Here is a 17,659-nt window from a genome sequence, read left to right as displayed (position 1 = left end):
TCCACCAAATCGTCTGTCCGCTACAAAGAGAGTGCTTCTATGCGTGCTCTCAAATCAGCAGGTAGTTCACCCAATCGCTTATTCAGCAAACTAAAAGCAAGTGCTCTGCTCTCTTGTTGCATTCCCTGCTGGATTGCTTTTTGAGTTGCTTCGTTCCAGATAATCTGGATAGATTACTGACTCTTTCATACGTTCTCTCTTCAGAATTGCTTGAACTCAATCTTGGTTTAATATTAGCCCTGCCAGAATTCAAGCTGAATTAGACAGATTACTTGGAAATCTACGATCTGTTTTGACTAGAGGCCAAGATCGGCTCTCGCTGCTTCAGCGGCCCTGAACAGCGGTTCATCAGGCATGTCGTCCCAAGCAACTGCGCCGATGTCGGAGTAAAACTGAGCGTCGTAGGCACGAGTGCGGACAACCACAGGCATGGGCGTAGCATGCCCCAGAATAAGAGCCTGTTGCTTAGAATCCAGCTTGGCTAGGACCGATCTCAAACTTTGAGCACCGGAGACACCTGTGAAAATGGCATCGATGTCTTTCTCGTCATTCAATAAGGCAGTGATGCGGGTCCCAATTTGCGACATCACCTCATTGTCGATGCCTGATGGGCGCTGATCGACCACGAGCAGCGTGACAAAGTACTTCCGCATCTCCCTCGCGATCGTGCCGAAGATGGTTTGGCGAGCCGTAGCGGGGTCGAGAAACCGATGGGCTTCTTCGATAGTGATCATCAGCTGTTGAGGGCGATCGCTGGGATTCTTGGTTTGCAAAAAACGCTCAGCTTTCTGCACATAATTAGCGTGAATGCGTCGGGCAATCACGTTAGTCGCCAGCATGTAGGAGAGCAGATTGGACTGGGATCCAAATTCGACGACGACATGCTTACCCATATCGATCGCGGATAAAATTTGCCCTACATAGTTATGGGGACAGGCCGCTCGAATATACTTCAAGTCCGCCAGACGATTAAGTTTTCGCTGTAGGGCCATGATGGAGGACTTATTGCCCATCTTGGTTTCGCAGAAGTCCTGAATTTCCTCGTTGGTCAAAGTCAGCAGACGGTTGATCCAGCCTTTGCCAAACTCGTTACGAAGAATGATGGCGTTCTCCAAACTGGCCTCGGATAGATTCAGTTCCCCCCGCACCAGCATCAAGTCTTCTACATCAATTTGATCGAAACTAATATACAGCTCCTGAGCATCGCGGACACCCCGTCGTTTTGTGGCCTCCGGATCGAGGGTAAAAATTTGTACTTGGCCTGGAAAAAGCTGGCGCAGTCCTTTAACTGTACTGAAATGCTTGCCCTCACTCACGGCTTCCCAGCCATATTCCGAGTGCATGTCGAAGATGAGATTGACAGCAGCCTGACGCTGAATAGTGCCAGATAGCAGCACCCGAGTCAGAAATGACTTGCCAGTTCCCGACTTACCGAAAATACCGTTACTGCGTTCCACGAATCGGTCTAGATCCAGACAAATTGGCACGTCCATATCAATAGGGCGACCAATCATAAAATTGCGGCGATGGGGATCGTCCTCCCAACCAAAAACAATGCGAAAATCACGCTCCGCTGCATCAAATACCTGGCTGAAGTGGCTAGGAATCGTTTTGACGGGCAGCAGCTCTACTGGAGCACTGCTTTGAGCTTGGTAGGAGGCGAGGCTGGATTTTGAATTTTGGCCCTTGGATTTTGAATTGTTGGGTGAGCCGCCATCATTAGTGGGGGTGAACATCAGCATGGGGCTGAGGCTGGCGGTGCCGTAGGTGCCTGTACCAGAAAGGACTTCTTGCAAGAATAGATTGGAGGGTTCGGGGGGATTGGCGAGGATACGAGCACTAGCAGTGCCCAGGGCAACATCCGTCAACATGCAGAAGAAGCGCGATCGCCGTCCCTGCACCACCAAAAATTTCCCGACTCGCATATCCTCAACGGATACATCGGGATGCAGGCGAACCTCTAACCCACGAGTCAGTGATCCTTCAATGACGGAACCCAACGGCTTGCCAAACTCCATAGGGACCTCTCCATAAAGCTTTGACAGCCATATTAGCCCGTTTAAGCGTTTTTAATACATTTGTCTTAAATGCATTTGTATTGAAGAGGTGCTTTGCTTTGAAGACGATAGGCTAAAACTGATAGCCGACGCCGCCTTGGAGTGAAATGGCTGTGTTGCCGCCTTCTCGATAGCCGCCGAAGGCGATGATGGCATTCCCAAATAGGGCTAGACGACTGTTGGGAAACATGTAATCAATACCGGGCTGGAGGACGAATGAGGTCTCGTTGCCCACAGGTGAGGGATCGTCATCTCCAGTGGGGAAAGAAATACCGGCACCCAAGTAGATGTCTGTGTTCCAGGTGAGGGGATAGTCGTAGGACACGGTTGGCACCAGCGCCATGCTGCTGCCAAAAATAAACGCGGTCGCTCGGATTGAAACGGGCATTCTCAAGAAGCGATAGCGGCCTGCAATGACGCCAGAAAAACCGCCGCCATCTCCTGTATCGGCTTCTTCGGTTAGGCCGATCGCGGCACCAACCCCAACATAGCTACCATAAGCGGCCTGAGCATTAGCGGGCTGCATTGTCGCCAAGCCAGACGCAATCGCCACAGTTCCTCCAAAAGCAGAGGCGATCGCCGCCCGTGTTAACTGACGCTTTATCTGTTTCATTCCGCTTCACTCCTCAGGCAAGCTTCAAATAAACCCATGACAGGTCATTTAGCACTCCATAACTGCTAGCTTGCACGCCAACAATCGAGACGACTCAATACTCACGCCTGCGCAATGCCAGTTAATACAAGGCATTGCACCATGAATAGAGCTATCACGGCTTAATTCAAGCAAATAAAACCTGACCCGCAAGACAAGTGTTACATATCTTAACGAAACGCTTTGATCAGCCCGTGTTCCTCATGCCAGCGGCGATTCCATTGATCGTTAAGAGAGCGCCCCGTAGCAGTTCTTCGCGGCTATATCTCGACTTGATGACGCCAGGAATAGCATTGCGATAGTAGCGCAGTCGTTTCAGAAGAGCGACCTGAATAAAGCCTAGAGGTACGATGGTGCCGTTGCGGAGATGAACAGAACGCTGCAAATCAGGATCTCCGTCTAGTAGGCGTCGGTGTCCGGTGATGGTCAGAATAATGTCTGATGTGGCTCGGAATTCACAGGAAATTTGTTCGAACAGAGCCTGAAAGCGCTCGATATCCTCAGGTTGGGTCAGTTCGTGGACATAATGTTCCGCAATTTGTAAATCAACTTTGGCGAGCGTCATTTCAACCTTCGAGACGACCATCTTGAAGAAAGGCCACTTTTGATAAAAGTAGCGCAATAGCTTGAGGCGTTCCTCAGGATCTTCCTCCAGGAATTCATTCAAAGCCGTGCCCACACCGTACCAGGCTGGCAGCAGAAAGCGAGCTTGGGTCCAGCTAAAGACCCACGGAATAGCCCGCAGGCTGTCGAGGGTCTTTTTACCCTTGCGACGAGCGGGGCGAGAGCTAATTTGCAGTTGACTAATCTCTTCAATGGGAGTGACTTGATGGAAAAAGTCGACAAAATCAGCTTGCTCGTAGATGAGCGATCGATAGTGGCGACGAGAACTTGCAGCTAATTCCTCCATAATCTCGTTCCAAGGGTCGATCTCATCGACGCTGCTATGGAGCAGACTGCCTTGAATGACAGCGGTAGCCACAGTCTCCAAATTGTAGAGGGCCAGATCAGGCAAATTGTACTTAGAGGCCAGCACTTCCCCTTGCTCCGTGATCTTGATGCGTCCATTGAGGCTGGCACCAGGCTGGGCCAGGATGGCCTCATAGGCAGGACCGCCGCCACGTCCTACTGAGCCGCCCCGACCGTGGAAGATCCGCAGGGCAATCCCAAAATCGTCGGCGGTTGCCTGAAGCGCTTGCTGTGCTTTATGGATCTCCCAATTGCTGCTGAGAAATCCAGAATCCTTATTGCTGTCAGAGTAGCCCAGCATAACTTCCTGAATAGGTTTCGCAGAGGTCTCTGGTAACTCTTCACCCGTTGCTCGTCCTCCCTGAGTCACAGCACGGTATAGCGGTAGTTCGAAGAGCGATCGCATGACAGAGGGGGCCCGCTTCAAGTCTTCTACCGTTTCGAAGAGGGGCACAGGCTGAATACTCGCCTCCCAAGTCGCTGGATCAAACAGGCCAGACTCTTTTGCCAGCAAGAGCACCTCTAGTAAATCGCTGACCGTATGGCTCATGCTGATGATGTAGCTACGGCAAATTTGGGGACCAAATTCTCGGTGCAAACGACGCACCATGCGAAACGTCTCCACCGTTTCACGAGTCACCTGAGAGAACGGCAACTCAGCTGGGATCAGGGGCCGCCGAGTTTTCAGCTCCTGAACTAGCCACTCGGTTTTCTCGGCCTCTGACATCTCGTTGTAGGACTTAGGTAGAACCTGTAAGTAAGCCGTAATTTCATCAATGGTGTCGGAGTGACGAGAGCTTTCTTGCCTTAAGTCAAGTTGCGCTAAAACGAAACCATACAGCTCAACCTGGCAGATGATCTGTTCTAATTCACCACAGGTCATCCCAGTTGCTTCGAGGTCTCGTTGAATCAGCCGCAAGTCTTCTAGAAAGGTTTCGCCTGCCAAATACAGCGGCAACTCAGTTCCGATATCCTGATCCTCTTGCAGAATATCTCCCTGATAGAGCCGTTGACTGCGATGTAAGGTGTTTTCAAGCCGCTGCTGCATGTAGGCTAGCTTGAGACGATAAGGCTCTTGGCGATAGCGGATAGCCCATCGTTCGTAGACATCGGGCATAATTTGTTGATCTTGATCAAGGGAATCCAGCAGTTCTGGCTGGACCTCACTCCAATGCAGCGATAGACTCAACAGCTTGGTGAGATGATCCAAAGACTCAATGTATTTTTCTAAGACCAAATTGCGCTGATAGCAAGCCGTTTTCCAGGTCACTTCTGGGGTGACCGACGGGTTACCATCGCGATCAGACCCAACCCAAGACCCAAACCGGCAGAAATTATGGCGGGGAGGACGCAGAGAGGGAAAGGTGCTTTTGAGCGATCGCTGGATGCGCTGAAAGAGCTGTGGCAGAGCATTGAACAAAACGACATCAAAGTAGTGGAGTGTGTAGTCCACTTCGTCTAAAACAGATGGCTTGAACTGATGCAGCTCATCGGTACGCCACCAAAGACGGATCTCCTCCGTGAGTTGCTCCTTCAAAGAGTCAATCTCCCAATTAGACGCAACACCAAACGTCTGCACAGAATCTTCAGCTTGATCAAGGCGACGCAGCAGGGAAGCAATTCGCCGCTGTTTGTCTCGAATGGTGTGACGCACAATCTCCGTCGGGTGGGCCGTAAAGACTAAACGAATATCTAAGTTGTCAACCAGTCGCTGAATGAGCTGCGGGGGTACATTCAGCTGTTTGAGCGCGGGGAAAAGCCAGTGGAACGTTCCGGCATCCCGATAGTTGGTTGGCAGCATCTGATAGTCAAAGGTCGATTTAACCTTTTGAACAGTCTGCTGCTGATGATTGTCGGCTTTATAGTCGTGGTTGTTTTGGTGGGGGCGGATGGTGGCTAGACCGGCGATCGCAGAAGACGGCGCAACTTCACCATACGCCGCCCGATATTGCTCTTGCTGCCCCTGCTGTTCATAGTGCTGCTCTACGCTATTGATGAGTTGAAAGTAGAGCGCAAAGGCTCGGGCTGCTCGAACGGCATCTTGCAGTTCCAGATCTTCGACCACCTGGACAACTTTTTGAACACTGGCCGCCCTGGCCGCGGGAGCCTGCCCCTCTTCAGAACAGAGACGCCGCAGCTGATGTAAGAGCGTCAATAATTCTTGACCACACTCGTGCCGTAAGACAGACTCCCAAATATCCTCCACCATTTTGATACGGCGCTGCACACGAAGACTATACGCTGACCCTGGCGGCGTAATTGACACGCTGGGCACTGACTCGGCAGTCGCTTCGCTAGCAATAGACATATTGTCGGAAGTAGGCAGAATGGATGTCATAAGTCAAACGCTGTTGTTAAGGGCAGAACCGAATCTAAATTGATAGTCCCATAGTGCCGAGGCCTAGAGGGTTATCGCTATTCGACATCAGTCTCATCAAGTGCAATTGTTTGATGAGGAATGCCCTGCAGGTTGGGTAAGCGCTCACCCCGAAGAAGTTCCTCGCTCGCAAGCCCCAGCTGAGTCAGAACATCAGATAGTGCCCGTGCACCCAATAGAGCCACCAAAAACGGCCCTGTCATCAGGCTTATTACCACACTTGGCGTTCCAGAAGTGTTCACGGATCGAGCATCCGAGGATAAACGTTGAAAATCTTTAGAAGTGGTTGCCATTTGAAATGCGCGAAGGATAAGGATCTCGACGATTCTCTTTCAATTTAAAGGAGGTCTTTGAGGAATACTAGCCCTTGAAAAGCGTTTTGAGTATTAGGTGTTCGATTTGTGATGGAGCTGCTTGAATTCGAGCCTCAAACTCCTAAGATCTATAGCCCTATGCAGCTTGGTTCAGACATCTCAGTGTTTTAGAGAAGCAGGGAATAGGGTCTGCTTGATTTAGTGCATGCCGCTATAAGCGTTGCCTTTGCTGCCTCGATCTTTATGCCGACTCTTCATGAGATTCTGTCCTGTTTGCCGAAAACTGCAAAGCAATTGACTATAAGCTGAAACCTTATATCTGTGGGAATCTCCGATACTGCTATCAAACGAAAGGAGATACCCCCCCATGCGACGTTCTACTCCCAACACTGGTTTTGCAACGGGTCTCAAGACATCGACCTACGCCTATCGTTTTCTAGAGTTAAACGGCTATCCCGCGATCGCAGTTTCTCGGCTGCGAAAAACGGGTATGGAACGTTGCAAAGATTTGTACTTGAAAGCATGGCGTCATCGAGAGAGTGGACAACTGCGAACAGCCCTCAATATTTTTCAAGAGGGACTGGCACTCAGTCGCCACTTGGGGCATAAAGGCTGGATCAGCACCCTTGAAAAAGCCATTCAGCTGATTGTGGCTGAGCTAGCTGTGGAAGAGGCGATCGCTCCACTCGCTCCAGAAATGAGATCTAAGGAATCAATGGCGACTCGCCTCCTAGCTCAAGCACAATCGCGTCACGCCCAGGGTGACCATTATGGGGCCATGGCAACTTACCAAGAAGCACTACAAGGTGCCGTCCAGGAAGAAGACACCTACAGCGTTGCTCAGTGCTTGAACGGCATGGGACTGATATGCCTCGACTGGCAGCAGTGTAGTCAGGCAGAGACTTACTTTTGTGCCGCAAGTGAGGCATTAGCGGAGTTGAATGCGCCGATGGAAAGCGCGATCGCGTTCCACAACTGGGGTCTGGCTCACTATCAGCAAGCGGAATTCACGGGCGCTCTGCGGTGCTTTCAGCAGGCATTGGATTGCTGGCAAGCCGTAGAAGATACGGTGGGTGTGGCCGTGACGCTTGACTATCTCGGACGAGTTTACGCTCAAAATCACGATTACTGGTTGGCACTAGGCAGCTTTGAAGCCGCCATTGATGTGTTGAACGAAATGGGCATTGAACAAGATGTAAGCGATGAGGCGATCGCTCTCATGGGACAAATTGCACTGCTGTGTGAGCAAACCCGTCACTTTGACTTGGCCCTGGCTTACAAGGCAGATGTTCTCGCCGCTCATCAACGCGCAGGGCATACTTCCCAATTAGCAGCCGTCTGGTGCCATCTAGGTCGACTCTGTCAGCAACTCGACTACGACGTCTTTGCAGGTCACTGCTATCGCCAGGCTGGTTTGGTATAGCCGTCGCCAGTTTCGTTAGGACAAGACAGCAAGCCATCTGGCTATGGTCTAAAGGCCTAGATGTTATCAGAGGCAGAAGCCTAGAGGACTAAACGATATAGCGGCAAGACGTCAGGTAACAAGCGGAGTGTGGTGTGAGAAGTGAACAGTGAGGAGATTAGGGGTAGGCAGCATTGCGGAGTTTGGCCGTATGCAACAAGAACATCTTGAAAAGCTGTCGAGTAGTTTTATGGTTGGCATCAGAATTTTGTAGGGCGATCAATACCCGATTAATCAGCCAGGGCGTTAACGTGTAAGTAAGGAAAACCTAAAGTGCGCGGGTTCATAGAATGGCGGATAGTATAAACAGTTATTACTGGCTCTAAGTATCAGAAGCTTGCTTCTGTAGCGCTTTTCGGTACAATCTGCCAAGATTTTTCTAGATTTTTGGTAATTGACTGGTGAGAATCTGCAGACTGCGATATGCTTCACAGCTATATTTAGGGTCGGCGATCAGTGCTACCGCTAGACCTAGCCATAGTTCACTTCTATGACTGCTAAGCCGTCTACCTCTGCTCCCAAAAGAACAGCCTCCCCTGAGCCACTGAATGATTGGATTGCCCAGTATCTTGCTCCCAATGCTCACATTCAGATGCGGCTTAGGGGGAATATTCTGCATGTCCTTTGCGAAACCCTCCACCCGCTTCACCAATCTGGAGCCATTTCACGCCTCGTGGATGCTTTGCTGGGAGACGATGCCAATGTCGATCGCATTACAGACACGTATCCTCAGGTCTACCAGCTCTACATTTACAGTCGACAATTAGGGCGTGCGAAACCGGATTGGACATCACCGATTTATCTCAATCGTTTGGAAAAACACCAGGCCCAGTTGCAGCATCAGGCAGCCAATGCTTTGAAAATTGCTGATGCCCACGGGATGACAGGTCGCGAGGGTGACGCTGGGTCAGCTGCACCAACCTGGCCGCAAGATGATGCGACAACGGCACTCGTTCTATCCAATTTGAGTTTGGCCCGCCAGGGCGATTCAGATGCGATCGCTTGGTATCTTAGTGAAGTTCTCAGCACTCTGGATGTAGGGGTTTGGGTTAGTGTACGAGCGTCCTCTAGCCGTATTGCCCTGCAGCGAGAAGCGGTATCTGCTGAAGAGGGGCGCGGTGCTGAAATTGAGGCGAGTGAAGATGAAGATATCGATGAAGCCAATCGCCTTTGGGTCTGGTGCGAAGCGACCTACAGCCCAGATCCGCTGCTAATCGCTGAACCGGTGACTGAGCGCCTGCGACAGCTTTCACTGACTCAGTTCAAAGATGCTGTCATTGTTATTCAGGTTCACGGAGAAGATACACCTGACTGGAGCTTACGGATCGATCTCACGCCGGCTGAGGAGATGCTGCGCGAGTGGGCACGGTGGGGGGATGAAGCCGCGATCACCCGTTTGCTCAATTGGGCACTAGCTGACTTCAAGGCTGAGGTGTTGACCGAGCGTAAGGAAGACAGCCTGCACTGTATTATTCAAGCGATTACTGGACCTGACTCTACAGCATCGCCTGCGGTACCCCTACCGACGCCCGATGAAGAACCCGTGATGACCGCGATCGCCCCTTTGCTCGAAGGATTGGCCCCCCAGGGCATTCAAAGGGCAGTGATCTATGGACAAGCCACTGATATTGAAACAGCCGATTGGGTCTACTGTTTGAAGCTGCCCGCATCAGAGCATTTGGACCTTGCAGAAGATCCGATGGTTCTCGCTCAGCGAGGGGATTTACCTGCTTTAGCCTATCTCCTTACTCGGCTGCTAAATCCTGATTTGGATGCTCAGCTCGCAACCGGCGGCATCCGCATTCAGGTTCTACGGCGTGACAAGCTGCTGCATGTGATGGCTGATGCACCTGTCTGTCCCACTCGTCGGCAAGTCGTTCCTCAGGTTCTAGATTTTATTGATGCGCTGAAACTGACCGAAATTAAGGGCATGCGGCTGTATGGACGCCGTGCTGGACAGCAGCGTCCTGCGTGGAGCTATGGCAAAGACTTTCAGGATAGACCGCAGTTGGTTCCCAAAGCCGAGCCTATATTTGCGGTCTCAGATAGCTATGTAGGAGATTTGGTTTCCCATTCTGGAACGGAAGCTCCAACCGAAGACAACCCCGAAACCGCAGCAGGATTATTCCAGCAGGCTTGGCACTTGAGTCTAGAGCAGGTGCGGCGTCTACTCACTCGGACTCAGCTGGTCGTGCCGCAACGAGAACTGTCCCGCAACCTACAGTCAGCCCCGACCAACAATGAGCGAGATGCGTTCAAGATCGGCCTAGTTTGGGGTGCTGTTGGCCTTTTACTAGCCCTACAGGTTGATTGGATCTTCGGGCAGATTGTGAGTCCTGAAACGCAGAGAAATGCCGTTGTGGACGCGGCGACTGCTGCGGAGACCGATGAGACGACGCTAACTCGACCAGATCAGGAGCCGCTTGACGGAGATCGCGCCACTGACGACTTAATACAAGACGACTTAATACAAGACGACTGGGACGCCGACGATGAAGAGGATTTCTTCACCAATGATGGCTTCACGCCGGATGCTGCCCCAGCCGGCAGGGATCCCTTTGAGACAGACTTAATTGCCAGTCCAAATCAATCGCTGGCACCGACGCCTGAACTCCTGGCTTACTCACCTTATCCATCCTTCAGAAGCCAGCAAATGGATGAGAAGCTAGCGCTCTATCACCAGCGGCTGGCAGAGTCAGGTCCACCGGATGTCTTGATTATCGGCAGTTCACGAGCATTACGAGGCGTTGATCCGGCAGCCCTGCGCCGAGAACTCGCAGCTTTGGGTTACGGCGATCTCAGCATTTTCAACTTTGGCATCAACGGAGCGACGGCTCAGGTGGTGGACCTGACCATTCGCCGAGCCTTAGAACCGCATCAGCTCCCTCGACTGATTATTTGGGCTGATGGCGCTCGGGCCTTTAACAGCGGACGTACAGATGTGACGTATAACGCGATCGCCACCTCCGCTGGCTATCAAGAGCTAGGACGTCGTAATCCAGAGACAGCCACTGACACAGACGCAGCAGACGGTGGAGAAAATGATGCCGAGGCAACTCTGACACCCATTGGTGAAAACTTACGCCAGAGCTATCAGGCACTGGATGAAACGCTGAGTAATCAGTTGGGACGGCGATCAGCAGTGTATGCAGAACGCGACCAGCTCAAAGCTCTCGTCAGAGATTACTTACTGACTCCACTGGTAGACCCCATTTCGCTATCGCTTGAGGAAAAAGAAGCCGTTCAAAATACGTCTGATATGCCGATCCCCGAAGGAAGCCGGATTGACTTTGACGGATTTTTAGCGCTGGACGTCAGGTTTAATCCCGCAACCTACTATCAGCTTTACGCTCGTGTCCCTGGGGCTTACGATAGCGATTATGAAGATTTTGGCCTGGAGGGAGAGCAAACCCGAGCCTTTAACCAGCTTTTAGACTATACGCAAGAGCAAGGTATCCCGCTCATTTTTGTCAATACGCCTTTGACAGATGAATATCTAGACGGCTATCGCTCCAACGCAGAAGAGGAGTTTCAGAAAGCCATGCTGGAGTATTCGGCTACGGAAGATGATTTTATTTTCCGCGATCTTGGGCAGACCTGGACCAACCGCTACGACTATTTCTCCGATCCTAGCCATCTCAATCGTTATGGCGCTTATCAAGTCTCTTTACAGCTGGCTCAAGATCCGATGATTCCCTGGCCTCGTGCTCTAGACCTATCTGCAGCTGAGTCGGGGAGCACGCCATGACCTTACCGTCCATTCTCTATGGCTTATTTTTGCTGAGCGTCGTTGGGCTGTACTGGGCACTGGAGCGGCGATCGCTGCGGATTTGGCTATTGCTGATCGCCAGTATTGTGTTTTACACCTCACTTCAGGTCCACTATGTGCCGCTGATGCTGGTCCTCGTTGGCCTCAATTTTTGGTTTGGGCAAGTCCTGATGATGCCTGCGGACTGGCGTGTTCCCGATGAGCAATGGCAGATGGCGGAACAGCAGTGGTATCGTCGCCGCCGCTACTGGCTCACCCTTGGGATTGTCTTGAATGTTTTTCTCCTGCTGGGCTTCAAGTATGTTGAAACGTGGCTGCTGTGGGTTATCCCTGATGGACTGGAGCAAACGCCAGCACCCGATAGTTGGTTAGCGATCGCCTTTCCTCTGGGACTGAGCTTCTTTACCTTCGAGTGCATTGCCTATCTAGTTGATGTGTATCGCGGTGCCCCAGCCACCAATAGTCTGACTGAATTTGCCGCCTACAAGCTCTACTTTCCCAAACTCATCTCGGGACCTATCACCCGGTTTCATAGCTTTACCAATCAGCTCACCAATCAGTCCAGCCTCAACTGGAATTGGGTGGTTGAAGGTCTTTGGCTAATTGGCATTGGCGCCATCAAAAAGATCCTCATTGCCGATCATATCGGTACTTTAGTTAATCTCAGCTTGGACAACTTAGAACGGGCCGGCAGTTGGGATCTTTGGCTCGCTATTTTCGCCTACGGTCTTCAGCTCTATCTCGATTTCAGCGGGTATGTTGATGTTGCTAGAGGCAGCGCCCTGCTGATGGGCATTCACCTACCGCAGAATTTCAACTTTCCCTATTTCACAACCAGCATTGCCGACTTTTGGCGACGCTGGCATATCACCTTGGGAGATTGGCTACGGAACTATCTGTATTTCCCCCTAGGCGGCTCTCGTCGAGGACTGCCAAGGACTGCCATCAACTTGATGATCGTGATGCTGATAGCAGGCGTTTGGCACGGCAACACCTGGGGCTTTGTCATTTGGGGAGGAATTCACGGTCTGGCGCTAGTCATTCACCGCATCAATCATGTCATTGCCCAAGGCTGGCAACCGCTACATAATTTCTGGACTAAACCGTGGGGCATTGTTATTGCCTGGGCACTCACTCAAGTCTTTGTGTTCTTCAGCTGGCTGTTCTTTAGGCTGCCGGAACCGCGACAATTTTCCTTAGCCCTGCAGAAGCTTTGGGGGGCTAATAGCGACTTGCAGTTCTCTCAAAAAGTCTATGCAGAATCTTTAGGACTCACTGCCAGCCAGCTGTGGACCCTCTTGTGGGCACTGGTTGGCATTATGGGGCTAGCTTATTTTGTGCAGCGCGAGCTGAAACTCCAGCTCAATTGGCCTGTCAAACTTTTGCTTGTGCCCTTGTTTTTATTTGTAGCCTGGCAGCTGGCCCCGAGCGAAACATTATCTTACATTTATTTTGACTTCTAAACGTAGCGTAGAAGCTCTTCAGCGTCCTGTGGGAAACTAAGGCACGATGTCGCTTATCGTTTCTCTGTTGCTGTTTGCTATTCAGCCTTCTGCCTACTGCTTCGCAGAAGCAAGCTACCTCCTTTTCTAGTCCTTCTGCCTACTGCTCAATGATTGCTAAATCCCTTTCGTCACCTGCGAACGACTCTAAATCACCCTTTGTCGAAACCCAGCAGCGTAAAGCTGACCACATCCGCGTTTGTCTAGAACAAGATGTACAGTGCCAAACCACGACAACGGGGCTAGAAAATTATCGCTTTCAGCACTGCTGCTTACCAGAACTGGACTGGGCAGATTTAGACATTGGCAGCACGTTTTTAGGTAAGGCATTGCGTGCACCGCTGTTGATCTCGTCCATGACCGGTGGGACAGAACAGGCTCAAGTAATCAATACACGGCTAGCGATCGCCGCCCAAACTTACGGCTTAGCCATGGGAGTTGGCTCACAACGGGTTGCAGTGGAGTCACCGGAGGTCATGCCGACCTTCTCGGTCCGTCGATACGCACCAGATTGCTTATTGTTTGCCAACTTGGGTGCGGTGCAGCTCAATTATGGCTACGGTCTCTCTGAGTGCCAGCAGGTTGTCGATGCTTTGGAAGCCGATGCGCTCATTTTGCACTTAAATGTCTTGCAAGAAAGCGTCCAGACACGGGGCGATCGCAATTTCAAAGGATTGCTCCCCAAGATTGAGCAGTTATGCGATCGCCTACCTGTTCCTGTGATTGCCAAAGAAGTCGGCAATGGCATTTCAGGGCCGCTAGCTCAGCGACTGATCGATGTGGGCGTAGCGGCGATCGATGTCGCAGGCGCAGGGGGAACGTCCTGGGCTAAGGTCGAAGGTGGACGAGCTACGGATCTTCGGCAGCGTCGCTTGGGACAAACTTTTGGCGATTGGGGCTGGCCCACAGCAGACTGCATTGAGCAGATTCGAGCGATCGCGCCGACCATTCCCCTGATTGCCTCCGGCGGTATCCGTAACGGCTTAGAGGCAGCTAAAGCGCTAGCACTGGGAGCTGATTTAGTCGGACTCGCCCATCCGTTCTTGATGGCGGCAAATGAGTCAGAAGACAGCGTTGCCCTTCTCGCTCAGTGCCTCACCGAAGAGTTGAAGACCGTACTGTTCTGCACCGACAATGCCAACCTAGCTGCCCTGCAGCGGGGTAATGCCCTGCAGCATTTGAAAGGCTAACCCACACTACGGGCAAAGACTGCACTATGGGCAAATGCTGCGGATTGTGCCAGCCTCCGGCCCTCGCGCACAAACGTACCCTGTGTGTGCTTGCGCCTCTCCTTCAGCATTAGGAAAGTAATAGATGCGATGCACGATTGCCGAAATGCTGTCATCCGCAGCGCGTTCAGTCCATTCCGCAAAGTAAACCCCACCATTGCCAATGTAGTTTTCCACAAAGACCTCCACCCAAGGACGTTCAGCACTAACGCCTTCAGGAATTTCACCATGGTCCCATTGACCATACCCGTCATTCGCTTGCAGCCATCCTGCCTGTTTTGCCAGAGCGCGAGTCATGGCAAATACCGGTTCGATGTCAGTTTCCCAAGGGGCTACTTCTAGCTGAATGGAACTTTCAACAGCCCATTCAGCATCGTCTTCATGCCGTAGGTCAGCGCAACCTAACGCCTCTCCACACAGGGGATTGCTGACAATCAAAGATTTTGAAAACTGAGTTAATTCAGGGAGTAAATCAGCAGCAACACCCATGATCGGAATAAAGACCATATCAAGGTGTTGGTGGTGAGTTTGATCGTTCAGACTAGGGTCAGTGTTCTCCATGCCGTAACTGCTGACCACCTCTTGATACAAAGCAGGAGAGAGATTGTAGTGATCGAGCTTGACTTCATAGGTGAAGCCATCGAGGGTTCCCAGATCTTGAGGATAGAGCCGTAGGCGAACACGCCAGGCAGGTGTTTCTGGGGTGCCGCTAAGCCGCGTCGCATACTCCAGCGGTCCCATCGTCTGAAAATAACGAAATTCGTCCTCACTCAAGTTCTCGAACTCTTCCGTCAGCAGGGTTGGGGCTGTTGTTTGAGCGATCGCGTTGCTCAACACTGATTCATGAGCAATCCCCGTGTCTGCAACAATGCCTAGGGGAGCGATCAGAGCTGCAATCCCCATGCCCACTTTCTGCCAAGCTATCATCCGGTCAAACCTCATTCAAAATTGTTAGGAGGGATGGGTCTACCTCAGTTGCACCTACTATGAACCTATTGCTTAGGAACTTGGCCTAAATATCTGTCAGCCCGTTTTTGGAAGGTTTCAGCAGATTAGTTTGACACCCGTGTAGCTGCGTAGCCCCTTGCCAATCCTGTTAGTGCTCAATTCAAGAGACTGAGATGGTTTTCCGGATATGGGTAGATTTTGGAACGCTGGTCCAGGGATCTAGGACTTATTGCTCATCTTGAGAAGAACGACAGAAACTTACAAAGATGAACGATACTGGCGATCGCGCTTCTCTTTTCGATACTGGCGATATTCCCGACGTTCAACGTAGCGCTTGAGCTGCCGCGTCATGCGCTTAATCCCCTGCTTCTCATCTTGACGAATAAAAGGCAAAAACACATTGGAGAGAATGCCCTTGAACCGCTCCTGATGACTGTAAAGGGTGCGAGTCGGACTCAGATCCTGTAACTCAAAAGAACTCTCGCTTCGGAAACCCGGCGTTCTGGCAACCCAGCGAAGACAAACTTGAGGTTGAACCAGAGTTATCAATGGCTCGATATCGGTAAATTCATCGTCTTCGAGCCGTCGCACAGACAAAAAAATTTCTTGTCCCTGGCAAATTCTCAGTGCCGGATCCCCATCAAACAGAAACGTATTCCATCGTCGCCATTCATCCTTACGAATCAGTGCCTCCCAGACAACAGAGCGCGGGGCGTTGATCTCGATTTCAGTACGCAAGGTAGGCATATGCAGAAACGTAGAAAAATGAGGGAGTAGAGACATTCTTCTACTTTAATCAGTTTGTTTTGTTTCCTCATATCAAACAGGAATACCATTCTCTTACGATCTGTGCAGTCATCAATCGCTTTCTAGCTGCTCAACTTAGTCCACCTCAGGAATTCTCATGGTTCAACTGACACCCAACGCTAGCTACGGTCTCACGCTTTGTCTCAAATTGCCCAATCAAACGGGAAGGCTTGCCCAAGTGACCCAAGCGATCGCCGCAGCAGGAGGCAATTTAGCAGACGTCAAGCTGCTAGAACGTACCCGCACATCCGTTATTCGCGACATTCAAGTGGACGCCAGCAGCAGTGACCATGCCGCAGAAATTGTCTCAGCGGTCAAGGCCGTGGAAGGCATTCAAGTCTTGCAAGCAGAGGATCGAACATTTCAACTCCACGAAGGTGGCAAAATTGAGATCACGAGCCGAATTGCAGTCACGAATCAGGATGATCTGTCAATGGCCTACACGCCCGGCGTGGGACGAGTCTGCAAGGAGATCGCCGCCCATCCCGAGCGCGTTTATGACTTGACCATTAAGAAAAACACCGTGGCGATCGTCACCGATGGCAGCGCGGTGCTGGGACTAGGCAACTTGGGACCGGAAGGCGCTTTACCCGTCATGGAAGGTAAAGCCCTGCTGTTCAAAGAATTTGCGGGGATCGACGCCTTCCCGATTTGCTTGACGACCCAGGACACCGACGAGATTGTTGAAACGGTGAAACACATTGCCCCCGTTTTTGGCGGCGTCAATCTAGAAGATATTAGCGCTCCTCGCTGTTTCGAAATCGAAGCGCGGCTCAAGCAAGAACTTGACATTCCAGTCTTTCACGATGACCAGCACGGAACGGCTATTGTCGTCCTGGCGGCTCTCACCAATGCTCTAAAGCTGGTTAATAAATCGTTCGACAAGATTCGCATCGTCATCAACGGAGCGGGTGCAGCAGGTGTCGCGATCGCCCTTCTCCTCAAAAAAGCAGGCGTCCAAACCATTCTCATGTGCGACTCAAAAGGCATCATTTCCCGCGATCGCACAGATCTCAATCCCCAAAAACAGCAGTTTGCCGTAGAGGAATCGGGCCAGCTTGCAGAGGCCATGAAAACCGCCGATGTCTTTCTGGGCGTCAGCGCTCCTGGTGTTGTCTCTGTCGATATGGTGAAATCAATGGCAGATCAGCCCATTGTACTAGCGATGGCGAACCCCATTCCTGAAATTCAACCCGAACTCGTTTCAGACATCGTCGCCGTTATGGCCACAGGCCGCAGCGACTACCCCAACCAAATTAACAACGTCCTCGCTTTTCCTGGCGTCTTTCGGGGCGCCCTTGACTGTCGTGCCCAAGCTATCACAACCCCCATGCTGTTGGAAGCCGCTCAAGCGATCGCGGCCCTCATTCCCCCCGACACCCTCACCCCTGAGCACATCATTCCATCCGTCTTTGACAAGCGAGTTGCGATCGCTGTCGCCACCGCGGTTCAAGCAGCCGCCCGGAGAGAAGACATTGCGCTATCCCAGGTAAAATGAAAGTTTAAATTTTAAGTTCTTAGTTTTGAATTTGAATGAGATGCCTACGAGCAAACTCAAAACTCAACATTCAAA

12 protein-coding genes are annotated in these 17,659 nt (G+C 51.4%); 5 read left to right on the top strand and 7 right to left on the bottom strand.

Translation table 11 applies throughout. From position 1 onward, the window contains the following. Positions 1-20: 20 nt before the first annotated feature. The 5 genes from PN498_RS28685 to PN498_RS26015 all read right to left on the bottom strand — a co-directional run bounded on the left by PN498_RS28685 (position 21) and on the right by PN498_RS26015 (position 6,258). Positions 21-122: a DUF4351 domain-containing protein gene (locus PN498_RS28685; protein WP_442951449.1), complete on the bottom strand. Its 102-nt coding sequence runs from the start codon at positions 120-122 to the stop codon at positions 21-23. Between the two features lie 174 nt (positions 123-296). Beyond that, positions 297-2,018 carry a helicase HerA domain-containing protein gene (locus PN498_RS26030; RefSeq protein ID WP_272066377.1) on the bottom strand — a complete coding sequence of 574 codons (1,722 nt, stop codon included), beginning with the start codon at positions 2,016-2,018 and terminating at the stop codon, positions 297-299. A 112-nt stretch (positions 2,019-2,130) separates the two neighbouring features. Then, positions 2,131-2,670, bottom strand: coding sequence for a hypothetical protein (locus PN498_RS26025; protein WP_272066376.1), 540 nt, complete (start codon positions 2,668-2,670; stop codon positions 2,131-2,133). A 226-nt stretch (positions 2,671-2,896) separates the two neighbouring features. Then, positions 2,897-6,016 (bottom strand): phosphoenolpyruvate carboxylase, encoded by a 3,120-nt coding sequence (ppc, locus tag PN498_RS26020; protein ID WP_272066375.1) that lies wholly within the window; start codon positions 6,014-6,016, stop codon positions 2,897-2,899. A gap of 77 nt (positions 6,017-6,093) precedes the next feature. Next, positions 6,094-6,258, bottom strand: a complete 165-nt coding sequence (locus tag PN498_RS26015) for a hypothetical protein (protein ID WP_272066374.1) — start codon at positions 6,256-6,258, stop codon at positions 6,094-6,096. Positions 6,259-6,736: 478 nt separating this feature from the next. On the opposite strand from PN498_RS26015, the gene PN498_RS26010 reads away from it, so the two are divergent. The 4 genes from PN498_RS26010 to fni all read left to right on the top strand — a co-directional run bounded on the left by PN498_RS26010 (position 6,737) and on the right by fni (position 14,292). Then, positions 6,737-7,792: a tetratricopeptide repeat protein gene (locus PN498_RS26010; RefSeq protein WP_272066373.1), complete on the top strand. Its 1,056-nt coding sequence runs from the start codon at positions 6,737-6,739 to the stop codon at positions 7,790-7,792. Between the two features lie 529 nt (positions 7,793-8,321). Next, positions 8,322-11,579 (top strand): DUF1574 domain-containing protein, encoded by a 3,258-nt coding sequence (locus tag PN498_RS26005; RefSeq protein WP_272066372.1) that lies wholly within the window; start codon positions 8,322-8,324, stop codon positions 11,577-11,579. Beyond that, on the top strand, positions 11,576-13,063 hold the full coding sequence (locus tag PN498_RS26000) for an MBOAT family O-acyltransferase (protein ID WP_272066371.1): 1,488 nt from the start codon (positions 11,576-11,578) through the stop codon (positions 13,061-13,063). The genes PN498_RS26005 and PN498_RS26000 overlap by 4 nt, the downstream gene beginning before the upstream one ends. A 149-nt stretch (positions 13,064-13,212) precedes the next feature. Next, positions 13,213-14,292 (top strand): type 2 isopentenyl-diphosphate Delta-isomerase, encoded by a 1,080-nt coding sequence (gene fni, locus PN498_RS25995; protein WP_272066370.1) that lies wholly within the window; start codon positions 13,213-13,215, stop codon positions 14,290-14,292. A 24-nt stretch (positions 14,293-14,316) separates the two neighbouring features. On the opposite strand, the gene PN498_RS25990 is transcribed toward fni, so the two are convergent. Further along, a complete protein-coding gene (locus PN498_RS25990) occupies positions 14,317-15,258 on the bottom strand; it encodes a hypothetical protein (protein WP_272066369.1) in 942 nt (313 codons plus the stop codon). Between the two features lie 279 nt (positions 15,259-15,537). Further along, on the bottom strand, positions 15,538-16,026 hold the full coding sequence (locus PN498_RS25985; protein ID WP_272066368.1) for an SRPBCC domain-containing protein: 489 nt from the start codon (positions 16,024-16,026) through the stop codon (positions 15,538-15,540). 157 nt (positions 16,027-16,183) lie between these two features. Here PN498_RS25985 and PN498_RS25980 point away from each other — a divergent pair, with 157 nt between their 5' ends. Next, the gene (locus tag PN498_RS25980) at positions 16,184-17,584 is read left to right on the top strand and encodes an NAD-dependent malic enzyme (protein ID WP_272066367.1); all 1,401 of its coding nucleotides are present in this window, start codon (positions 16,184-16,186) and stop codon (positions 17,582-17,584) included. The last annotated feature ends 75 nt before the right edge of the window (positions 17,585-17,659 follow it).

The sequence above is a fragment of the Oscillatoria sp. CS-180 genome (assembly GCF_028330965.1).
Taxonomy (GTDB): domain Bacteria; phylum Cyanobacteriota; class Cyanobacteriia; order Phormidesmidales; family Phormidesmidaceae; genus Halomicronema.
This window is presented reverse-complemented; position numbering and strand designations above follow the sequence as displayed.